Raw genomic sequence first — 19,951 nt, 5'->3', positions numbered from 1 at the left:
AAAATGTCGGGATAGCCCCGCTTAGAATGAAATAAGGTATTATTTTACGAGTAAAACTGGTACAGGAGATTTTTGAACGACCACATGACTTACACTCTCTAAAAACTCTTTAATTCCTCTTAATCCTCTGTTTCCCATAATAATTAGATCGTTCTTATTTGTCTCTACATGATTTAGGATTGCCGTAATTGGTTGACTATCAACAATATATTTATGGATGGGGTTTTGAAGGTCAGCTAAATAGTTAACTGCATTTTCTAGAGTTTCATCAGCATACTCATTGAACTTATCTTGGGATTCTTGAATCATTACGCCCCCTGAATACGTGGGAATAGGAACTTGGTTGGCAAATAAAAGATCTATTTCGGCAATTGGATTCACTTTTGCGAAATTTTTAACCGTTTCTAAAGCTTTGTTTGATAGATCCGTATTATTATAAGGTATTAATATTTTTGAATATAGCATAATATTCACCTAGCCTTTTTAATCATTTTTCTTTCTCAAACATTGCTGTTACTTAGGTAAAGTTGTAACTAATAAAAATAGGTTGAAGTTCGTAAAAGCCCTGCAATTTATTGAGCTTATAAAGAACCGCGGGACCTTTATTGAATGTAAAAGCAGGTAGTAGGCATATTTAGTTATTAGTTTGTATTTCTATATACCCCGTTTTTTTGACAGTCAATCATTTTGGCGTAGTCCAATTTTTTTAAGAACTTTAAAATAAAAGGATAGGCTATGGTTACTTGGAGATTGGGGAATGCTGAGAAGAAGAAGGTTGTTTCTGGGAGGATAGTCATGTCTAGTAGAAATTTTAGTAATTATTTAACTGGGACATCCATTATTATAGGTGCAATACTTATGCTAATTGCTACGTTACTCCATCCACCATTAGTTAATCCTTATGATGGGAAGACTGCATTTCAGGGATTTAGCGATGCCGATTTCTGGATGTGGGACCATATTTTAATGTTTATTGCCACTTCCTTATGGTTAATCGGTTTGGCAGGAAGTGAACATTTTTTTGCAAATCGAAGCAAGTCGGCTAAATTAGGCTCTTGTTTATTTTTTGTTTCCTTAAGCCTGTGGATATTTATCCTAGCTGCTGAGCTAACAGCTTTACCAATTTTAGGAGAAGAGTTTATTAAAGGTAGGAATAGGGTTCTTCTTGAGTTATGGCAGGCCATTTTCTCTCTTGGATTGTTAGCTGGATATTTTGCTGTTATGTGTAGTTGGCTAGGAATTTGTTTATATGGATGGAGTCTTAAACAAACCTATACTGATTTGCCAAGCTTATTTACAAAAGGAGCCTTTTTTTCCGGATTAATAGGTGTGATTGGAATTTTATTAACGTTCTTATCCTTTAATATGGGGTATATTCTTATTCCTTTGACTTCGGCACCGCCCTATTTATGGAGCATTTGGTTAGGTTGGAAAATAATGAAGAATGGTTATTTAAATGAATGAGGAACCCTTTGGGTGGAGTCTCTTTTCTATATATGTTTCTTTTGTATGTTTCGAAATTTGGTTATATCACATATTAGACAAAAGTGGAAAAGCCGGAATGATTTTATTGTAGGTATCCAAACATTCTTTTATCAGTGATAAAAAGCGTTCCTTTTCTTCTTTCGAAATGCAATATGGTATATTTAGGATAACCATTTTAGCCTAATAAACATTTAAAAGGAGAGATTATGCAATGGCAAATTTCACTGGATTTATAGGAACATATACAAAAGGAGAAAGCGAAGGAATCTATACTTTTTCATTGGATACTGAGGAAGCTAGAATTCAAGGTGTAAAGCTAGCAGCATCATTAGATAACCCAACATATGTAACAGTTAGTCAGGATAAGCAATATCTTTATTCGGTTGTAAAAGAGGGAGAACAAGGTGGTGCTGCTTCTTTCTCTATTAAGAATAATGGGGAGTTAGAGGAATTAAATAGAGAACTATCACCAGGTGCATCGCCTTGTCACATAAGTGTGGATAGCAAAAATAAGACGGTTGTAACAGCGAACTATCATAGGGGAACAGTTGAAGCCTATTTAACGACTAGTAATGGAAGCCTTGAACCAGTATCATCTATCATCCAGCATGAAGGATCAGGACCGGATAAAGAAAGACAAGAAAAGCCACATGTTCATTATGCTGGATTTACTCCAGATGAAAAATATGTTGCGGTCGTTGATTTAGGAATTGATCAGCTCATTACTTATGAAGTCGTTAATGGCCAATTAAAATTAGCCAATAAACTATCATTAAAACCTGGCTGTGGACCTAGACATTTAACCTTTCACCCAAATGGGGATTATGCATATCTAATGACAGAAATGAGTTCAGAGGTCGTTGCCTTACAATATAATAATAAGGATGGGAGTTTCCAAATACTTCAATATATCTCAACGCTTCCAATTGATTTTACTGAAAATAGTCAAGGTAGTGCGATTCATATTTCTTCAGATGGCCATTTTGTCTACGCTGCCAATCGTGGACATGATAGCATTGCCGTATACGGTGTGAACCAAGAGACAGGTGAATTAACATTTATCGAACATACTTTAACAGAAGGTAATTGGCCAAGAGATTTTGTATTGGATCCAACAGAAAACTTCCTCATTGCATCCAATCAAAATTCCAGTAACCTTGTTCTATTTAAAAGAGATTCAGTGAGTGGAAAATTAACCTTGTTACAATCAGATATAAAAGTACCTGATCCCGTTTGTGTAAAATTTCTATAAGGCAATTTAAGTGATAGGCACGGTGGTTCTTTTAGAGAATTAGATCGTGCCTGTCATTATAGTTGGTTGTTGCGGTAACGAAAGAGGAAGAAAGGTGCCCGCCGGAGAGAGAAAAACGGTTTTGCGGTAACGAAAGAGGGAGAAAGGTGCCCGCCAGAGGGGAAAAAACCGTTTTGCAGTAACGAAAGAGGAAGAAAGGTGCCCGCCAGAGGGGAAAAAACCGTTTTGCAGTAACGAAAGAGGAAGAAAGGTGCCCGCCGGAGAGAGAAAAGCAGGTTTGCGGTAACGAAAGAGGAAGAAAGGTGCCCGTCAGAGAGAGAAAAACGGTTTTGCGGTAACCAAAGAGAGAGACAGGTATCCGAAAGAGTGGAAAACCATTAGATAACCTATTATTAATAGTTAAAACATTACCTAATGAGAAACAAGCATTGAAAAATGAATAAAAGAAAACGACAGAATAAAAATGTAAGCTCTTTATATGTGTCAGGCTATTTTATTCTAGTATGCATAAATGATGCCTGGCACTGAGGAGGTTAAATGGAAGAATTAGAGTTCATTCATATTAGTAAGGAGTTTAAAAATAAAAATGAGACCATTCAGGTACTGAAAGGAATCAATGGAAAGATACAAAAGGGTACGATTACGACGATTATTGGTCCATCTGGTTCTGGAAAAAGTACTATATTGTCATTATGCAACTTATTAAGTACTCCAACCGAAGGAGAAATTTTTATTCGTGGGAAAGAGATTCGCGAATGGGATGTACAAAAGCTTAGATGCTATGTGGGAATTGCCTTTCAATCTGCCCCGCTCATTAAAGGAAGTGCCTTAGATAATTTAATACTCCCTGCAAAATTACATGGTCGAACATTGGAGCAACCGAAAAAATATATGGAGTACGTTGGGTTATCAGAGGATTTACTTGATCGTCCTGCGAAGGAGCTATCTGGTGGACAGCGCCAACGTCTATCTTTGGCTAGGACATTAGTAAATGATCCCTCTATTTTATTACTTGACGAAGTCACCTCCGCTTTAGATTCTATTTCTTCCCATGAAGTGGAAGAGCTAATTAAAAAATTAAATTATGAACATGGGACAACCATCCTATGGGTTACACATGATCTTGATCAAGCGAAACGTGTAGGGGACCAAACATGGCTAGTATTAGATGGTAAACTGATTGAAGCCGGACCAACGAGTGAATTTTTCGAGGCACCAAAGGAACGACAAACCCAACAATTTTTAGAGTTAAAGAGGAATATGAGATGAACCTGCTTACTATTTTACTTAGTTTTGGCTTTGTTATTATTGCACTGTTTCTATCCGCAGCATTTAAACTAGGACTTGGGCGTGACTTACTAATAACGAGTGTCCGTGCAACCATTCAGTTAATGATTATTGGCTATATACTTAAAATGGTATTTGGCTTTAAAAATCCCCTCGTTATGATCGTGATGATTGGATTAATGATTTTAGTAGCAAGTAGTAATGCAGCAAAACGGGGGCGGGGATTACCACATATTTTTTGGAAAGTCTACTTAACAATCTTAATCGTTGAAGCAATTACACAGGGCTTTTTATTACTGCTACATATTGTACCTGCTACTCCGCAATATATTATTTCTATCAGCGGAATGATTATTGGTAATTCGATGGTAATCGCTAGCCTCTTTTTGAATCGTTTAAAAGGAGAGCTGGATATGAGGAAAGATGAAGTGCTTTTGGTACTATCACTTGGTGGGAGTCAAAAGCAATCGATTTATCCAATTCTAAAGCAATCGATAAGGTCTAGCTTAATTCCAACGATTGATAGCCAGAAAACCATTGGTCTTGTTCAGCTTCCTGGGATGATGACAGGTCAAATTATTGCAGGGGCAGATCCTATTCAAGCCGTTCGTCTTCAACTTCTTATTGTATTTTTGATTATGACCGCAGCTACCTTAACTTCTATTATCCTTGGCTTTCTAATCTACCCTGGTTTATTTAATCGCGAGCAACAATTGGATATTCAGGGCTGGGAATAAAAAGGGTGCTGTCTACTAAAAGGAATCCTCTTAATAGACAGCACCGTATTTAACAACAGCGGTTTACCTTTCCACTCTCATATCTTTCCTTTAATGCAAACATATAATATTCCTTTTCAGACATGATCGGCTCTTCTGGATGCTTTCTCTTCCGATGTTCTACGTAAATTTGGTAGTTAGGTAACCCAAATATTGTTTTGATATTGCAGCCAATCTTGCTAAAAAAGGGATTCAATTTTTTCATTATCTTCACCTTCCAATTGGAATGTTTGGATATTTAGATGGGACAAAAGGACTTTCATGTAATTTAGCCTTTTTCTTCTTAATTAATATATCGTACCAAACTTTAAACGAAGCGATGACCATTAGAAGAACGATTGCTATAAAGATAATCGTTAATATAGCATCTAGTCGATCATTAAACACAATTTGCTTCATGACCTCCATATCGGTAGCCGGAGCGATGACTTTACCGGCATCAATTCCATCCTGATAGATTTTAGCGTGACTGAAAAATCCGATGGATGGAACTTTGGAAAATAGCTTCATACATGCTGCTACCAAGGTTGTGATTGTTAGAAACACATATGGAATAATGGTGACCCAAGCATAGCGGGCTTTGCCCATTTTTATAATAATAGTCGTTGCAATGGCAAGGGCAATAGCCGCTAACATTTGATTGGATATTCCGAATAATGCCCATAAGGAGTTGATTCCCCCGAAAGGATCAATAGCCCCTTGGTAGGTAATATAAGCCCATCCAATGGTAATAATGGCAGACGCGATAATATTTGCTACCAAATTATTCGTTTTTGCAAATGGTTTATAGAAATTACCTACTAGGTCTTGCAGCATGAACCTGCCAATTCTCGTTCCAGCATCAATAGTTGTAAGGATGAATAAGGCTTCGAATAAAATGGCGAAGTGATACCAAAAGGCTTTAGCACCGGATAAAAAGCTAGTGAAAATTTCTGCCATTCCTACTGCTAATGTTGGAGCACCGCCTGTTCTAGACATGATAGTACTTTCACCAATTTCCTTAGCTGCATTCGTAATTTCACTCGCTGAAACTTGGAAGCCCCAAGTGGAAATGACAGAGGCGGCTTGTGATGCTTCTGTACCTATCACCGCTGCAGGTGAATTCATCGCAAAGTATAAGCCAGGATGTAGAGAACAAGCAGCGATAAGAGCCATAATCGCGACACCTGACTCCATCAGCATACCTCCATAGCCAATAAATCGGGAATGAGATTCTTTTTCGATCATTTTTGGAGTTGTTCCCGACGAAACTAACGCATGGAAACCAGAAACGGAACCACAGGCTATTGTGATGAATAAGAAAGGAAAAAGGTTACCTGCAAATACAGGACCTGACCCATCAATGAAGCGACTAATTTTTGGCATGTGTAATTCTGGCAAGACAATTAAAATTCCAGCTGCTAATAAAAAAATGACACCAATTTTTAAAAAGGAACTTAAATAATCACGTGGTGCGAGCAATAACCAAACAGGTAGAATGGAAGCTACGAAGCCATAAATTCCAATCATGACAGCTAATTGTCCACCTGTAAAAGTAAACATTTCGGCTAGTGTAGGATTTTCAGCAACGTGTTGACCACCCCATAGGGCTAATAGTAATAAAATAAATCCAAGAATTGATCCCTCGAGCACCTTACCCGGTCGAATATACCTCATGTATACTCCCATGAGTATAGCAATAGGAATAGTGGCAGCAATAGTAAATACACCCCAAGGAGAACCAGCGAGCGCTTTCACTACAACCAGTGCAAGTACTGCTAATAATATAACCATAATCGCAAGAATTCCGATTGAGGCGATGATTCCACCAAAAGGACCGACCTCTTCCTTCGCCATTTGTCCGAGTGATTTCCCATTCCTTCTCATAGAACCCATTAGAATCACTGCATCTTGTACAGCTCCAGCTAGAACTACACCGATAATGATCCAAAGTGCACCTGGTAAATATCCCATTTGTGCAGCTAAAATTGGACCTACGAGTGGACCTGCACCAGCGATGGCAGCAAAGTGGTGTCCGAATAGCACCCATTTATTTGTAGGAACATAATCCTTTCCATCATCATTTACTTCTGCAGGAGTTGCCCTTTTATCATTTAATTTAAAAATTTTATAAGCAATAAATTTACTATAAAAGCGATATGCAACCGCATATGTACAAACAGCGGCAATAATCAGCCAAGCAGCGGAAATAGTTTCTCCATTAGCTAATCCAAGTAAGGCGAAAGCAACTGCACCGATAATTGAAATAACGGTCCAGATTAGAATTGAAAGAACTTTATTTTTCATGATTATACTCCTTCCCTATTAAATAAAAATAGACTAATTTAAAACATCTACCCTCTTTGTTCGATAGTTTAAAATATTCGGAATTCATTAAAATATAACAAATACATCCATTTTAATCAATAAGTCACAGTTGATAATTTATTGAATAAATAACTATTTTTCGACAAAATGTCAAAAAAAAATCCTCTATCAAGGAGTCAATCTATTCTCTTCGATGGAGGATGAACTATTCTATTCTTTGATTACTTTAATTGGCCTCATCATATCATGATCTTCATGTTCCAATATATGACAATGCCAAACATAATCACCGATATGATTTTCAAATCTCATAATAATACTTGTAACCGTACCAGGTTCTACCTTTATAGTATCCTTCCAACCTCTTTCATAAAGTTCAGGCTCTCTAGCAGGACCGGTATATTGAATGAATCCATCCTGATTAAAACGGTCGATGTCAAAAGGTCTCCGATTTATTAATTTAAATTGAACCAAATGGACATGAATCGGATGTGGAAAAGGTGTTAAATTAATGAACTTCCAAATTTCAACACTGTTAAGAACGGGTTTCTCCGTAACAGGATCATCCCACATACGATGATCTAGTAGAAGCATTGGCCTGTTAAAATGATCAGTTGAAGCACTTAAAGTTAATAATCTATTTCTTTGAACTGAATTAATATCAAATGAATGATCTGAACATAGAAAATTTGGAATATCACTTGTATCTTTCTCTGAAAGGGGGAGATTTACTTTAAATTGCATAATTATACTTAAATCCCCGTCATCATTGGTGTTTCGTAGTATGAATGTTTCACCTTTTAAATTGGTAAAGTCAATGATAATATCTGAGCGTTCAGCAGGCTCCAATGGAAGTGAGTTAAGTTCAACAGGTTTGGACAGAAGCCCTCCATCAGTACTAATTTGATAAAACGGGTGATCATTGTTGAACCTTAATGTATAGGCATTGGTATTGGAGGCGTTTAATAGTCTAAAACGGTATTTTCGTGGTTCTACTCGTAGATATGGCCAAATTTTACCGTTTACTACAATGGTATTGCCATTAAATGCTGGTACTACTGAAGGGTTAATTGATACAGGAGGATTCGTATTTTCAGGGTAAAATAAAGCTCCATCTGCTTGGAAAGATTTGTCTTGGATCATTAATGGAATATCATATTTTCCTTTCGGCAACTGTAAATGATCTTCTCTAGGATCATGGATTAAGAAAAAACCCGCTAGTCCTGCATAAACGTTTAGTCTGGTAATTCCAATTGCATGGTCATGATACCATAATGTTGCTGCTCTTTGATTATTTGTGTATTGATAAATTTTCTGCTTAAAGGTGCTACCCCGTTGAGAAAAATTTGTAGTAAACCATGCCTCCGGATGCCCATCACTTTCTGAAGCGACATTTGCTCCATGAACATGAACAACAGTTCTTACATCTGGTGAATCCGCTGATCCATGGAGTGATCGATCGATGGGTAAAAAATGTTTTTCTGGTAGATGGTTCATCCATTTTACATTTATGGTTTGATTACGTTGAACCTTAATTGTTGGACCCGGATAAGTTCCGTTATAACCCCATACGGTTGTAGGTGGAAAAAGTTTATGGAATTGATGCTTGGCCTCCTTCATTTCAATTTCATAGTAATGAGGTTTATCGTTTGCCTTCATTTTTGATTTTAATACCCGTGGAATAGGTAATTCATCGATAAATTTAGGAATGGTTTCTGGTTTTGAAGGATCAACTTCTTTTCCTTTCGTTTCAGATTTATCCAATAAAAACTCCTCCTTACCTCTGCTTATTAAGTAATTTTTAAAATAGTTTATGTAGGTAATTTGTTTATGAAAGGGGCAATAGCGGAGAAATTAGGTTTTTATCTTATTTTTTACGAAGAATCTATTTATCAAGTTAACTGCGATTTTGTCAATTTTCCATAGATATTGTGATTTTCATCACCAATAATTTGAATCATTTTTCTTATACTATAAATGAAAAACTCAATTAAAAAGAGAGGATGAATAATATGGATAATGAAAAGATTGATCGTTTACGTGTACTTCTTCAAGAGGCATTAGCTCCATTAGTGGAAAAAATAGAACATTTAGAGAAGGAAATTAGAAATTTGAAAGAAGAACAGAAGTAAATGAAGCACTATAAACATAAGTTGTGGTATATGAGATGTGCTTAACTGGAACACTAGCTTGTATGTCACTTGCACTCCTATTGGTAAAGTTGAATGTTTGTATATCTGTGGGGCATGAAGGAGACTAAAGTGTAGGGCAGACAATTTTATACTTTGTGAACCAACATGTAAGCTATAAAGATTCAAAGCAACAAGCTAATTCCCGAAAGGGGAATTAGCTTTTTGAATGCGAAAATGTTGGTTTAGTTTATCTCCCTTATATTGTAAAATCAAATGAAAGGGAGGTGAGATAACATTATGATAACTTATAAAAGATTTGCTCTAATTTCATTTTTAATAATGTTTTTTAGTTTTTTTATAAGTAGTAGTTTAAAGGACAACATCTTTGTATCTTTATTAACTTTCCTATTCATAATGGTAGTATTATATTCAATAATGATTATTATCCCTTTTTACTTTAGACGAAAGATAAATATATTTAATCAATATTATACATGGATAGAAAAAGGAGGAAGGTTTGGAAGCAAAAGATGAATGCTAGTAGTTTTTCAGTGGAACATTCAATTAGAATGTTCTTATTTTTGTTTCATTTTAATCTTAAACACATCTTCTTTGAGAGATAACACTACAGAATATAGATTTAAGTATATAGAAGGTAGAACGTGTTGATAGCCATTCTTGAAAAGATGTTGAAAACACCCTTTTTTTGCATCACGTTTGAATAGAGGGGTTATTTTAAAAAATGAATCATTCGGAACCTATGTACTGAATTAATAGATTTCTAACTTGGGACTAATATAGAAACTAGTAGGATAAAAGTTTATATATTAAAAGAATTTCTCGTACAATTTGCTCATTTTTAGAAAATTCTGTTATTTTTAGATTGTTTTCATATATAATAAGGGTAAGGAATGTTAGTAAATCTATCAATGGAAGGGGAAGTATCATGGAAAGAAAGTTAATTCCTTATAAGGTGATAGAAGTTGTAGATTCAGTTGAGGAGAACATTCCAGAGGGCATTAAATTAATTCATGCAGAAGAATTGTGGGAAGATGCGGACTATGGTGAAGGCGTAGTTATCGCAGTCATAGATACAGGTATCGACCGCAATCACCCAGATTTAAAGGATCGAATTATTGATGGGAAGGATTTTACTGGTTCAGGTGATTATCAAGATGATAATGGTCATGGGACACATGTTAGTGGAACGATATTAGCTACTATGAATCAGTTTGGTGTTGTAGGAGTTGCCCCACGTGCAAGTGTATTAGCACTAAAAGCATTAAAGGGTGACGGGACGGGAGATGTTCAGTGGATTAATCAGGCGATTGATTATGCAATCAATTGGAAAGGCCCAGATGGGGAAAAGGTCTCTGTCATTTCAATGTCACTTGGTGGACCTGAAGAAGAAGAAGAACACCAGTTAATTAAAAAAGCTGTTCAACAAAATATTTTAGTAGTATGTGCTGCCGGAAATAGTGGTGATGGACGCGATGATACAGACGAATTAGATTATCCAGGTGCCTATCCTGAGGTTGTACAAGTTGGTGCAGTTGATTTAGAGAAGAATTTGGCTGATTTTTCAAATACGAATGATGAGATAGATTTAGTTGCACCAGGAGTTGAGATTTTCTCTGCTTATCCAGGTGGAAAATTTGCGAAGCTAAGTGGTACCTCAATGGCAACGCCACATGTCAGTGGAGCAGCGGCATTGATTAAAAACATTGCAGAAAAAGAGTTTGAACGAAAGCTTACAGAAGCGGAGCTTTATGCACAGCTATGTAAAAGCACGGAGGATCTAGGAATAAGTAAAAAGGCACAGGGAAACGGAGTTCTTAATCTAACAAGCCTTCATAAAACAACAGAAAAGGAAATAATGATAACGATAGAATCAAAGAGTCTTGGGCTCTCCGCTCAAACGGTCTCCATTTCTTATAAGTAGAAAAGGAAAATGGGAAACTATTATAGTTTCCCATTTTTACTTTTATCCAACACTAAAAAAACAAAATCTGACTGTTAAAAGGGCTGTTTTCATGTAGTTTGTTGCTGTTATATATGCACTACTGCAGGCCTTTACATCTAATAAAGGGTTCCGCAAGTTCTAAAGAAAGTGGCTCTTTTCTCAGTGAAAAAAGGTATTTTCCGGAATTAAACCAATTTTTTTATTTAAAACTCTTTAGCAAAATACCAACAATAATTGAGAAAAGAGCCTTAAAAAATAGAGGAATAACTAAACAATAAAACGAATGTTTGAAATATAAATAGGAAATTTGATAAAGAAGGAGGGCTAACTGTGTCTAGTAATTTAATAGCAGGGAAAGATGTTCAGCAATGGAAGGATGATTATCCCTTACTCGAGAAAATTTCTCGTCTGGAAGAGGTATTTTGGAGAAATATTGAATATGGTACAAAGAAAGAAATGGAATATTTATCAAGCAAAGATATTACTGATGCTTTAGAACGATTGGAGCGATTTGCTCCTTTTATTGAAACGGTGTTTCCTGAAACTTTACATACAAAGGGAATTATTGAGTCTCCATTAAAAAAAATTAATAAAATGAAGGATCAGCTAGAACATGTCTATAAAATCGATATTAGTGGGGAGTTACTTTTAAAATGTGATAGCCACCTACCTATTTCTGGATCAATTAAAGCAAGAGGGGGGATTTATGAGGTATTAAAACATGCTGAGGATATTGCTCTTGAGAATGGATTACTTACCAATAAGGAATCATATACCATTTTTTCATCAGCTAGGTTCAAGGAGTTTTTTTCAAAATACAAGATTGCTGTGGGCTCCACTGGGAATCTTGGTTTAAGTATTGGGATTATGGGTGCATCATTGGGCTTTCAAGTGACTGTACATATGTCTTCAGATGCAATGACATGGAAAAAGAATCTGTTGCGTAGTAGAGGTGTGACCGTTATTGAATATCAAACTGATTATAGTCATGCAGTTGAAGCGGGAAGAAGGCAGGCTGAAAACGATTCGACATGTCATTTTATTGATGATGAAAACTCGAAAGATCTTTTTTTAGGCTATGCAACAGCAGCATCTCGTTTAAAGGAACAATTCAAAAAAAGAAACATTATTGTAGATGAAGATCACCCATTATTTGTTTATTTACCATGTGGAGTGGGGGGTGGCCCTGGAGGAATTACATATGGTTTAAAAAACGAGTTTGGAGAAAATGTTCATTGTTTTTTTGCGGAACCTACTCATTCACCATGCTTTCTCATTGGTCAAATGACAGGTCTTCATGATAGGATCTCTGTGTTTGACTTTGGTCTAGATAATCGAACAGCAGCTGACGGACTAGCAGTAGGTAGACCATCAAGTTTTGTTGGGCAGACAATTGGTCACCTGCTTAGTGGCTGCTATACCATCGATGATCAAAGACTTTTCTCCTTTTTAAGGAAGTTAGTAGATACTGAAGATCTTTTTCTTGAGCCTTCTGCCCTAGCAGGATTTTATGGGCCAATTCAATTATTTAGAACGATGGAAGGAAAGAAATATTTAGAGAGCCATCAGTTAAATGATAAAGTATCAAATGCACTTCATCTTGTATGGGCGACAGGTGGAAGTATGGTGCCTAAAGAGGTGGTTTCTGAATATTATGAAGAGAAATAGATGAGTAAGATTCTATGAATCTTCAATATTTTCCATTTTTGTAGTATATTATTATATAAATAAATTTGAATGGGGCGATGGTGTTGACGGATGTAATTGGAGTCATTATGGTGTTTTCTATTCCAATTATTGCTATTGTAACAAGCCATATTCGTAGTAATACGAAAATTAAGGGCAAGCTGATTCAAGATCAATTGGAATTGGAGAAATTGAAGCATCAAAATTTCTTACTTGAAACAGAGAAAATGCGACTGGAATTGGAAAAAATGAATCAGATCGATACAAAAGATTCTCCAAAAATCCCTTAAAAGAGGGTGCAATCCCCTCTCATATGGGCGTTTAAATCTCACAGGTCCGTATGATATGGGGATCACACAAAGATTAATATAGTGAAATAATATAAATAGTAATATGTTTTGTAATTTTAAATAGCAGCCTCTGTTTTTTTCTTTTTACTTTTTCGATTTTTAATGATTGCGATGACCAGTAGCAGGCTAGGAATGATCACTTGCATTGGTAGATGTAAATAGAGAGGAACGATAACTAAGCCTTCCTTTATATGTTCAGAAAAATTACTGGCAATGGTCATAGATAAAAAAAGAATCACTAAACCTAGTGGATAAACCAGTTTTTTATGTCCGTTCATATTGAATAAATCAGCTGTTCCAATAACACCTGCGTAGAAAAAAATACTTATTTTGAAAAAACCCCCAATAATGACAGCGAGTAAAAAGAAAACATCCAGTCGTTCTAAAAAATCGGCTACTTGAATACGTTGAATGGTTGTGAGTAAAGGAAAGGGAGCACGTGAAACAAGATCTACCCCAAGGACAGAGATGTTTACTCCCATTGAAATCGCTAAATTGATACCACTTAATGCCATAGCGGATATGCCAATCCACTTTGCTTTTACGGGATTATTAAAATAGTTAAGAATCATTGTAAAGGCAACCATCTCTCCATAAGGTACATACAATGTTTGTGTAAATGTAACCTGGAATATTTTCATAGCTCCTTCATCTAATATTGGTTTTAGTCTATTTAAATCGATTAATCCAGAGGCAACGACAAGAACAAATCCGGAAATAGCTAATAAATATAGAAAAAAGAAGAATATTTCGCCTGTTCTCGTTAAGACCTCAATTCCTTTATGAATGGCATAAATGACAGTTAAAATCATGATTGCGTTTATAATAAATTCTGGTGTATTAGGATAGGCAAATGTAATTAACAGTTCTCCGAAATCTCTTAAAACCCTCGCAGACAGATAAAAAAAATAAAGGATATAGACAAATGCAAGAATCTTACCTAAAAAAGATCCAACTATTTTTTGAACATAAGAGGTAAAGGGAATATTTGGATAATAAAGGTAAAGGCGGTTATATAATAAAAATAAAAATATTCCTAAGATCATTCCAGTAAGAATGGTGATCCAGGCATCCTGTTTTGCTCCTGATCCTAAAGAGATAACTAGGGCACTACCATGTTCAAATAGGACCATAATAACAAATAATTGGTAAGCATTGATTTTTACATTTTCCACCGAACCACCCTCTGTAATTCTAGTTATTCACTTCAGTAATATAAGGATTATTTCTTAACCCTGTACGACGGATAAATGCATCAACGTCTACGTCTACTTTTAGTTCAGGAAAACCTACGTCATTCCAATCATTTTTTAGCTGTTTCCAAACTTTAGGAGAAGTACGATGAATAACATCTCCAAAACCAAAAACATCAGTTTTTTCCTTCTGAATCTTTTTTATGGTAGCCATAATTTCCTTTTTTATTTCTTTTTCTGCTAATTTTTCCAGCTGAAATATTATATTAGGATTGGTGAGATCAATGGGTATATCTGCTTCTCTTATATCGCCTTCAGCTTCAATGTGAACCTTTATTACCGGCTTATTTTTTTCTAGTTTTGACTTAATTATTGATTTACCGCGAATCACAAAAAAGGCAAGAGGTTTTTTGTGATTTTTCCAATTAATATTTACTGGTGTTTGTTGAACTTTGTTTTGGACCCAAAGTACACCACGTGCATTTTTTCCATGCAACCATCTTGTTAGTTTGCCTTCTTTAAAAATCGCCATTCCTCCTGCTTGTAAACGTGCTACTGCCTCAGTTGTTTGGAGATTAGCTTGCCCTTTTCCTGCTTCTGAATTTCCAACAATTTTAAATCCGCTAATTACCGGTTCCTTTCCGGGACTGACCATATCTCTTATTACATCATCTACACTAACATCCATATTTTCCCCGAGAGCTTTTTCAGTGAATTTGAGTGTTTTAGTTATTTTATTGGCTGGAAGCTTATCAATTGGTGTAAGCATTTTTAGCAGATCTTCTGCTGTTGTATTTTCAGCAATGACGATAGAGGAGGTTGTACGGAATTGAGGATCTCTTTCCATCACATCAAATAGTTCCATTAAGCCTTCTCTAGCTAGATCTTCACCAATGACAACGAGGTTTGCATGGGCATAATATATTTGGCGAGAGACATTTTTTGAGCCTAATCTTGCCGCATCTAGCATATTTCTTCCTGAAACAGTATAAACCGTGATCGGAATACCACTTGTTTGTGCACCGCCTTGCTGATTGCCAGCAACATTTCCAGGATTAATAATTTGAAAGGTGTTACGAAACTTTCCATTTTCTAATTTATCTACTCCAACTGCATTGACAATGGCTAGATCAGTTAATTCACGTTTATCCCAGCATCCTGCAAGAAAAGTGAGACATCCTAATACTAATAATAAGCGCCACCATTTCTTCTTCATTCTTGATTCTCCTTTTTAGGCTGACCTGCTGTTTGTTTTGGAGGATGGGGTTCCTGATTTTTACCTGAACGTATAATGTTTTTTTGGCTAATTAATCTTGGCCTTTGTTTTAATGACCAGATTGGCAGTCGAATCACTGTATCACCTGCGTTAGATGGGGTGAATGGAGCAAATGGGAACATATATGGAACACCGAAAGATCGTAAATCACATAGGTGGATGAACATCACTAATATGGCCATAATTAATCCATAAAATCCAAAAGTAGCAGCAATGATCATGAACAAAAAGCGAATTAGACGAGCGGATATAGCCATTGAAAAGGATGGGGTTGAAAAATTTGCAATGGCTGTTATTGAAACGATAATGACCATTGCAGGTGAGACAATCCCTGCTTGAACAGCCGCTTGACCAATGACAAGTGCCCCAACTATGGAAACCGTTTGACCAATGGCTTTAGGAAGTCTAATTCCTGCTTCACGTAAAATTTCAAAAATTACTTCCATGATGACAGCCTCAACAAATGATGGAAACGGTACAGCCTCTCTTTGAGCTGCAATCGTTATTAGGAGCAAGGTTGGTATCATTTCTTGGTGAAAGGTAGTAGCAGCGATATAGATAGATGGAGCAATAATTGAAATAATAAATGCTAACACTCTCAATAACCGAATCCCTGTGGCAATATCGAAGCGAAAATAATAATCATCTGCAGCTTGGAAAAATTCCACAAATAATGCAGGTGCAGTTAGAACAAATGGAGTTCCATCCACGAAAATTGCAACCTTTCCTTCTAAAAGATTAGCAGTAACTACATCAGGTCTTTCTGTAATATAGAGTGTTGGAAACGTTGTGAAGGTCTCATCTTCAATTAATTGTTCAATATATCCAGTGTCTAATATGCTATCAATATCTATACGCTTTAACCGTTTTCTCACTTCCTTGATAACCTTATCATTAGCAATTCCGTTGATATACATGATTGCAACATCTGTTTGAGTTACTTTCCCAATTTGCATCGTTTCCAGCCATAAGTTGGGGTTTTTTATTCTACTCCGAATTAGGGATGTATTGGTCCGTATCCTTTCAATGAAACCAATTCTAGAACCACGTATGGTTAATTCTGTACTAGGTTCTGTTAATGCTCTTTTTTCTCCACCTACTGTACTAATTGAAAGAGCCTCATTGGCATTATCCATAAGAATGATTGTTTCCCCTGATAAAAGGGAGTGAAACAGTTGATCCCAATCATAAATCGATTTAACTCCACTTATAGATATCAATTTTTCTTTTATTATGTGCAATGAATGCTGTTCAGAAATCGTTTCATCCATGCTTTCCTTAGTTATAAGCTCTCCTATGATGTTATTATCAATTAATTTGTCATCTGCCAGTCCATCAGTATAGATAATTGCAATCCTGCCAGTTCGACCAATTTCCATCTTACGGATGATAATATCTGAACTATTTCCCAGCGTTTCTATTATTTTCTTTACATTTTCATCAAGATTATTCCCAAAGTAGTCCTTGGGTATGAATGCTGCCTGCCCTGAACGATCTTCACCGGTTTTGACACTTTTCTTCTTTTTAAGTATTTTCCTAAGAAATGACATATGAATTCCTCGTTTTCACTAACTTTTTGTACATATACCAAATTCTTCTCAAGCTTTGGTTGGATTATGCGTAAATGTGATTTTTTAAGAAATTTTGGATATGCTAAAGTGAAAATTATCTCAATGTTTAGGAGGAGATAAATTGAAATTATTCGGAATAAGTATAGGATTAATCAGTTTTTTAATTGCTCTTTCAATTGGAATTGATATGATTATGGGGTTTGAATTAAAAAATGCAATATTCAACGCATTCAATCCTTTTAGAGTAATGGATACAAGTGAGTTTGTCGTATTCTTTTTTTTTATATTAGTATTTCTGATTCAATCCATGGCTACCTATGTTCTAAAAAAGAAGAAAAAGAATCCTTCGTAAAATAATTAAGTCAAAGAAAAATATAAATAAAACTGTTATGATAAGTGAATAGAAAGATTTAGGTGAGGGTGTGAATCGAAGAATCCCCCTTAATTTGGTTTGTATATATTTAAGCTTATAAGTACTAGAAAGGGTTCTCGCATGAATAAGGAAGCGGAGTTTTTTAATTTCAGTCAGATAAAAAATAGAGTTATTTTAAATCAGCAACAACAGAAGGCCATTTTACATACTGATGGTCCCCTTCTTTTGTTAGCGGCGCCGGGTTCGGGAAAGACAACAACGATCATTATGAAAATTGGATATTTAATAAAGGAAAAAGGCGTTAATCCTAAAAGAATTAAGGCTGTGACCTTTAGTAAAGCTTCAGCAATGGATATGAAGGAACGATTCAATTCATTTTTCCCCATGCTACCGCAAGTAGATTTTTCAACTATCCATAGTCTTGCATTTGAAGTGATACGAGAGTACTTTAGGAAAACTAATACAAGCTTTCAACTTATTGAAGGCATTCAACCACTGGAAAGAAACCAACTTACATTAAATAAGAAAATTATTTTAAAGGAAATTTATAACAATTTAGTTGGTGAAAATATAACAGATGACCAGTTAGAGGAATTAATGTCCTATACTAGTTTGCTGAAAAATAAACTAATTCCGGAGGAACATTGGTCTACCGTTAAATGTCAAATACCAATGGCTGAAAAAATAGTTCAAGAATATGAGTTATTCAAACGAACGAGAGGGACGGTTCGATTAGTCGATTATGATGATATGCTTACGATAGCAAATCAAGTGTTTGAAGAGGATTCTGAATTTCTTCGAACGTATCAGCAAAGGTATGATTATGTTTTAACGGATGAAAGCCAGGACACTTCATTGGTTCAGCATGCAATCATTGAAAAGCTTGTTTGCAATCATCGCAATCTTTGTGTTGTTGCAGATGATGATCAATCGATTTATACTTGGCGCGCAGCAGATCCAAAATATTTGCTTGATTTTAAGCAGGTATATCCTGAGGCAGTCATCCTTATGATGGAGCAAAATTATCGTTCATCAAAAGATATCGTAGATGTTGCTACTCAATTCATTCAGCAAAATAAACACCGATATAACAAACAGATGTTTACTGATAATCCTTCCTATCAACCCATACAATTAAAAAGATTGGCAGATTATCAAAACCAATCTAAATATTTAATAAGGGAAATTTCTCAGCTTGATAATTATCGAGAAGTCGCAATTTTATATCGGAATCACTCTTCATCTATCAGTTTAATGAATGATTTTGACCGGGCAGGTATCCCTGTTTATATTAAAGACTCAAATTCTCACTTTTTTTCTCATTGGGTAGTACAGGATATATTAAATTTTATGAGAATCTCTTATAATGATTCACGTACAGACATTTTGGAGAAGATTCATACAAAATTTAATGGCTATATTACAAAGCAACAAATGAAAGATCTTCAAAAAATAAATAATAAACAATCCTGTTTTGATAATCTTTTGCAGTATATCAATCTGAAGGACTATCAGATTAAACAACTACAAAAATGCAAAAGCTTGTTCCAAGAGATGAATGGCATGGCACCACTACAGGTGATTCGTCTAATTCGCGAATCACTAGGATATGAGAAAGCTCTTGAAAAATTAAGTGAACGATATGGCTTCAACCTAGATCATCTATTGGATATTTTAAATACTCTCGAGGAGATTGCGACTACATTAGATACGATGGAGGAATTTGCTGGTCGTTTGCAATATTTAGAGAAGAAAATGAAAGAGTCTAAGTTTGGAAAAAATAAAAATGTGGTAACCTTCTCAACATTACATAGTTCAAAAGGATTAGAGTTTACGAGAGTATATATGATCGATTTGGTTGAAGGAATCATCCCCTCAAAAGAGGAAACAAGGTCAAAAGAGCAAGGAAAAGTGGAATTAATTGAAGAGGCCGTTCGTCTATTTTATGTTGGAATGACTCGTGCAAAGCTTCATCTAGAATTGCTCTCCTATGAAATAAAGAATGGAAAACATGTAAAAGAGTCACGTTTCTTGGACGGTGTTCGTTCTATTATGAGCCCGAAAAAGGAGAGGAAGATGAAGCATGACTTAAATGGTAGGATGGACATATCTTCAACAGCAATAAAAGAAGAGGAGCAACTCTATGTTGGGATGGAAATAAAGCATCCTATTTTCGGTCAGGGTGAAATCATTTTATTGGACCGTGAAAAATTTGAAATACGTTTTGAAGCCGGTGTTAAAAAAATGTCACTTAAAACATGTCTAGAGATGGGGTTGTTGGAGGCAGTATAATTATTTTA

16 protein-coding genes are annotated in these 19,951 nt (G+C 35.6%); 9 read left to right on the top strand and 7 right to left on the bottom strand.

Going from position 1 to position 19,951, the window contains the following annotated elements; translation table 11 throughout:
* Positions 1-39: 39 nt before the first annotated feature.
* Entirely contained in the window at positions 40-465 is a 426-nt protein-coding gene (locus NST63_RS22985) for a universal stress protein (RefSeq protein ID WP_341043824.1), read from the bottom strand.
* A 330-nt stretch (positions 466-795) separates the two neighbouring features.
* On the opposite strand from NST63_RS22985, the gene NST63_RS22980 reads away from it, so the two are divergent.
* From NST63_RS22980 to NST63_RS22965, 4 genes are all read left to right on the top strand, one after another.
* The gene (locus NST63_RS22980) at positions 796-1,464 is read left to right on the top strand and encodes a hypothetical protein (protein WP_341043823.1); all 669 of its coding nucleotides are present in this window, start codon (positions 796-798) and stop codon (positions 1,462-1,464) included.
* 232 nt (positions 1,465-1,696) lie between these two features.
* Positions 1,697-2,737, top strand: coding sequence for a lactonase family protein (locus NST63_RS22975; RefSeq protein ID WP_341043822.1), 1,041 nt, complete (start codon positions 1,697-1,699; stop codon positions 2,735-2,737).
* A 537-nt stretch (positions 2,738-3,274) separates the two neighbouring features.
* Positions 3,275-4,006 (top strand): ABC transporter ATP-binding protein, encoded by a 732-nt coding sequence (locus NST63_RS22970; RefSeq protein ID WP_341043821.1) that lies wholly within the window; start codon positions 3,275-3,277, stop codon positions 4,004-4,006.
* Positions 4,003-4,761, top strand: a complete 759-nt coding sequence (locus tag NST63_RS22965; RefSeq protein ID WP_058003183.1) for an ABC transporter permease — start codon at positions 4,003-4,005, stop codon at positions 4,759-4,761. The genes NST63_RS22970 and NST63_RS22965 overlap by 4 nt, the downstream gene beginning before the upstream one ends.
* Positions 4,762-4,810: 49 nt before the next feature.
* On the opposite strand, the gene NST63_RS22960 is transcribed toward NST63_RS22965, so the two are convergent.
* The 3 genes from NST63_RS22960 to NST63_RS22950 form a co-directional block, all read right to left on the bottom strand.
* Positions 4,811-5,005 (bottom strand): YbdD/YjiX family protein, encoded by a 195-nt coding sequence (locus tag NST63_RS22960; RefSeq protein ID WP_058003182.1) that lies wholly within the window; start codon positions 5,003-5,005, stop codon positions 4,811-4,813.
* A gap of 5 nt (positions 5,006-5,010) precedes the next feature.
* On the bottom strand, positions 5,011-7,086 hold the full coding sequence (locus NST63_RS22955) for a carbon starvation CstA family protein (RefSeq protein WP_341043820.1): 2,076 nt from the start codon (positions 7,084-7,086) through the stop codon (positions 5,011-5,013).
* Positions 7,087-7,317: 231 nt separating this feature from the next.
* On the bottom strand, positions 7,318-8,871 hold the full coding sequence (locus NST63_RS22950) for a multicopper oxidase family protein (protein WP_341043819.1): 1,554 nt from the start codon (positions 8,869-8,871) through the stop codon (positions 7,318-7,320).
* A gap of 1,314 nt (positions 8,872-10,185) precedes the next feature.
* Here NST63_RS22950 and NST63_RS22945 point away from each other — a divergent pair.
* The 3 genes from NST63_RS22945 to NST63_RS22935 all read left to right on the top strand — a co-directional run bounded on the left by NST63_RS22945 (position 10,186) and on the right by NST63_RS22935 (position 13,178).
* Complete coding sequence (locus NST63_RS22945; protein WP_341043818.1) at positions 10,186-11,181, top strand: S8 family peptidase; 996 nt, start codon at positions 10,186-10,188, stop codon at positions 11,179-11,181.
* A gap of 351 nt (positions 11,182-11,532) precedes the next feature.
* On the top strand, positions 11,533-12,870 hold the full coding sequence (locus tag NST63_RS22940; protein ID WP_341043817.1) for a D-serine ammonia-lyase: 1,338 nt from the start codon (positions 11,533-11,535) through the stop codon (positions 12,868-12,870).
* Positions 12,871-12,947: 77 nt separating this feature from the next.
* On the top strand, positions 12,948-13,178 hold the full coding sequence (locus NST63_RS22935; protein ID WP_373312631.1) for a hypothetical protein: 231 nt from the start codon (positions 12,948-12,950) through the stop codon (positions 13,176-13,178).
* 116 nt (positions 13,179-13,294) lie between these two features.
* Here NST63_RS22935 and NST63_RS22930 read toward each other — a convergent pair whose 3' ends face one another.
* The 3 genes from NST63_RS22930 to NST63_RS22920 are packed head-to-tail and all read right to left on the bottom strand — an operon-like array spanning position 13,295 to position 17,257.
* Positions 13,295-14,413 (bottom strand): GerAB/ArcD/ProY family transporter, encoded by a 1,119-nt coding sequence (locus NST63_RS22930; protein ID WP_341043816.1) that lies wholly within the window; start codon positions 14,411-14,413, stop codon positions 13,295-13,297.
* Positions 14,414-14,432: 19 nt separating this feature from the next.
* Positions 14,433-15,647 carry a Ger(x)C family spore germination protein gene (locus tag NST63_RS22925; RefSeq protein WP_212943700.1) on the bottom strand — a complete coding sequence of 405 codons (1,215 nt, stop codon included), beginning with the start codon at positions 15,645-15,647 and terminating at the stop codon, positions 14,433-14,435.
* Complete coding sequence (locus NST63_RS22920; protein ID WP_341043815.1) at positions 15,644-17,257, bottom strand: spore germination protein; 1,614 nt, start codon at positions 17,255-17,257, stop codon at positions 15,644-15,646. Before NST63_RS22920 ends, NST63_RS22925 begins: the two co-directional genes overlap by 4 nt.
* A gap of 142 nt (positions 17,258-17,399) precedes the next feature.
* Here NST63_RS22920 and NST63_RS22915 point away from each other — a divergent pair, with 142 nt between their 5' ends.
* Positions 17,400-17,630 (top strand): hypothetical protein, encoded by a 231-nt coding sequence (locus NST63_RS22915; RefSeq protein WP_212943702.1) that lies wholly within the window; start codon positions 17,400-17,402, stop codon positions 17,628-17,630.
* Between the two features lie 141 nt (positions 17,631-17,771).
* On the top strand, positions 17,772-19,943 hold the full coding sequence (locus NST63_RS22910; RefSeq protein ID WP_341043814.1) for an ATP-dependent helicase: 2,172 nt from the start codon (positions 17,772-17,774) through the stop codon (positions 19,941-19,943).
* The last annotated feature ends 8 nt before the right edge of the window (positions 19,944-19,951 follow it).

The sequence above is a fragment of the Heyndrickxia sp. FSL W8-0496 genome (assembly GCF_038007825.1).
In the GTDB taxonomy this organism is placed as follows: domain Bacteria; phylum Bacillota; class Bacilli; order Bacillales; family Bacillaceae_C; genus Heyndrickxia; species Heyndrickxia oleronia.
Note: the sequence above shows the minus strand (reverse complement) of the source record. Positions and strands in the feature narration are given on the sequence as shown.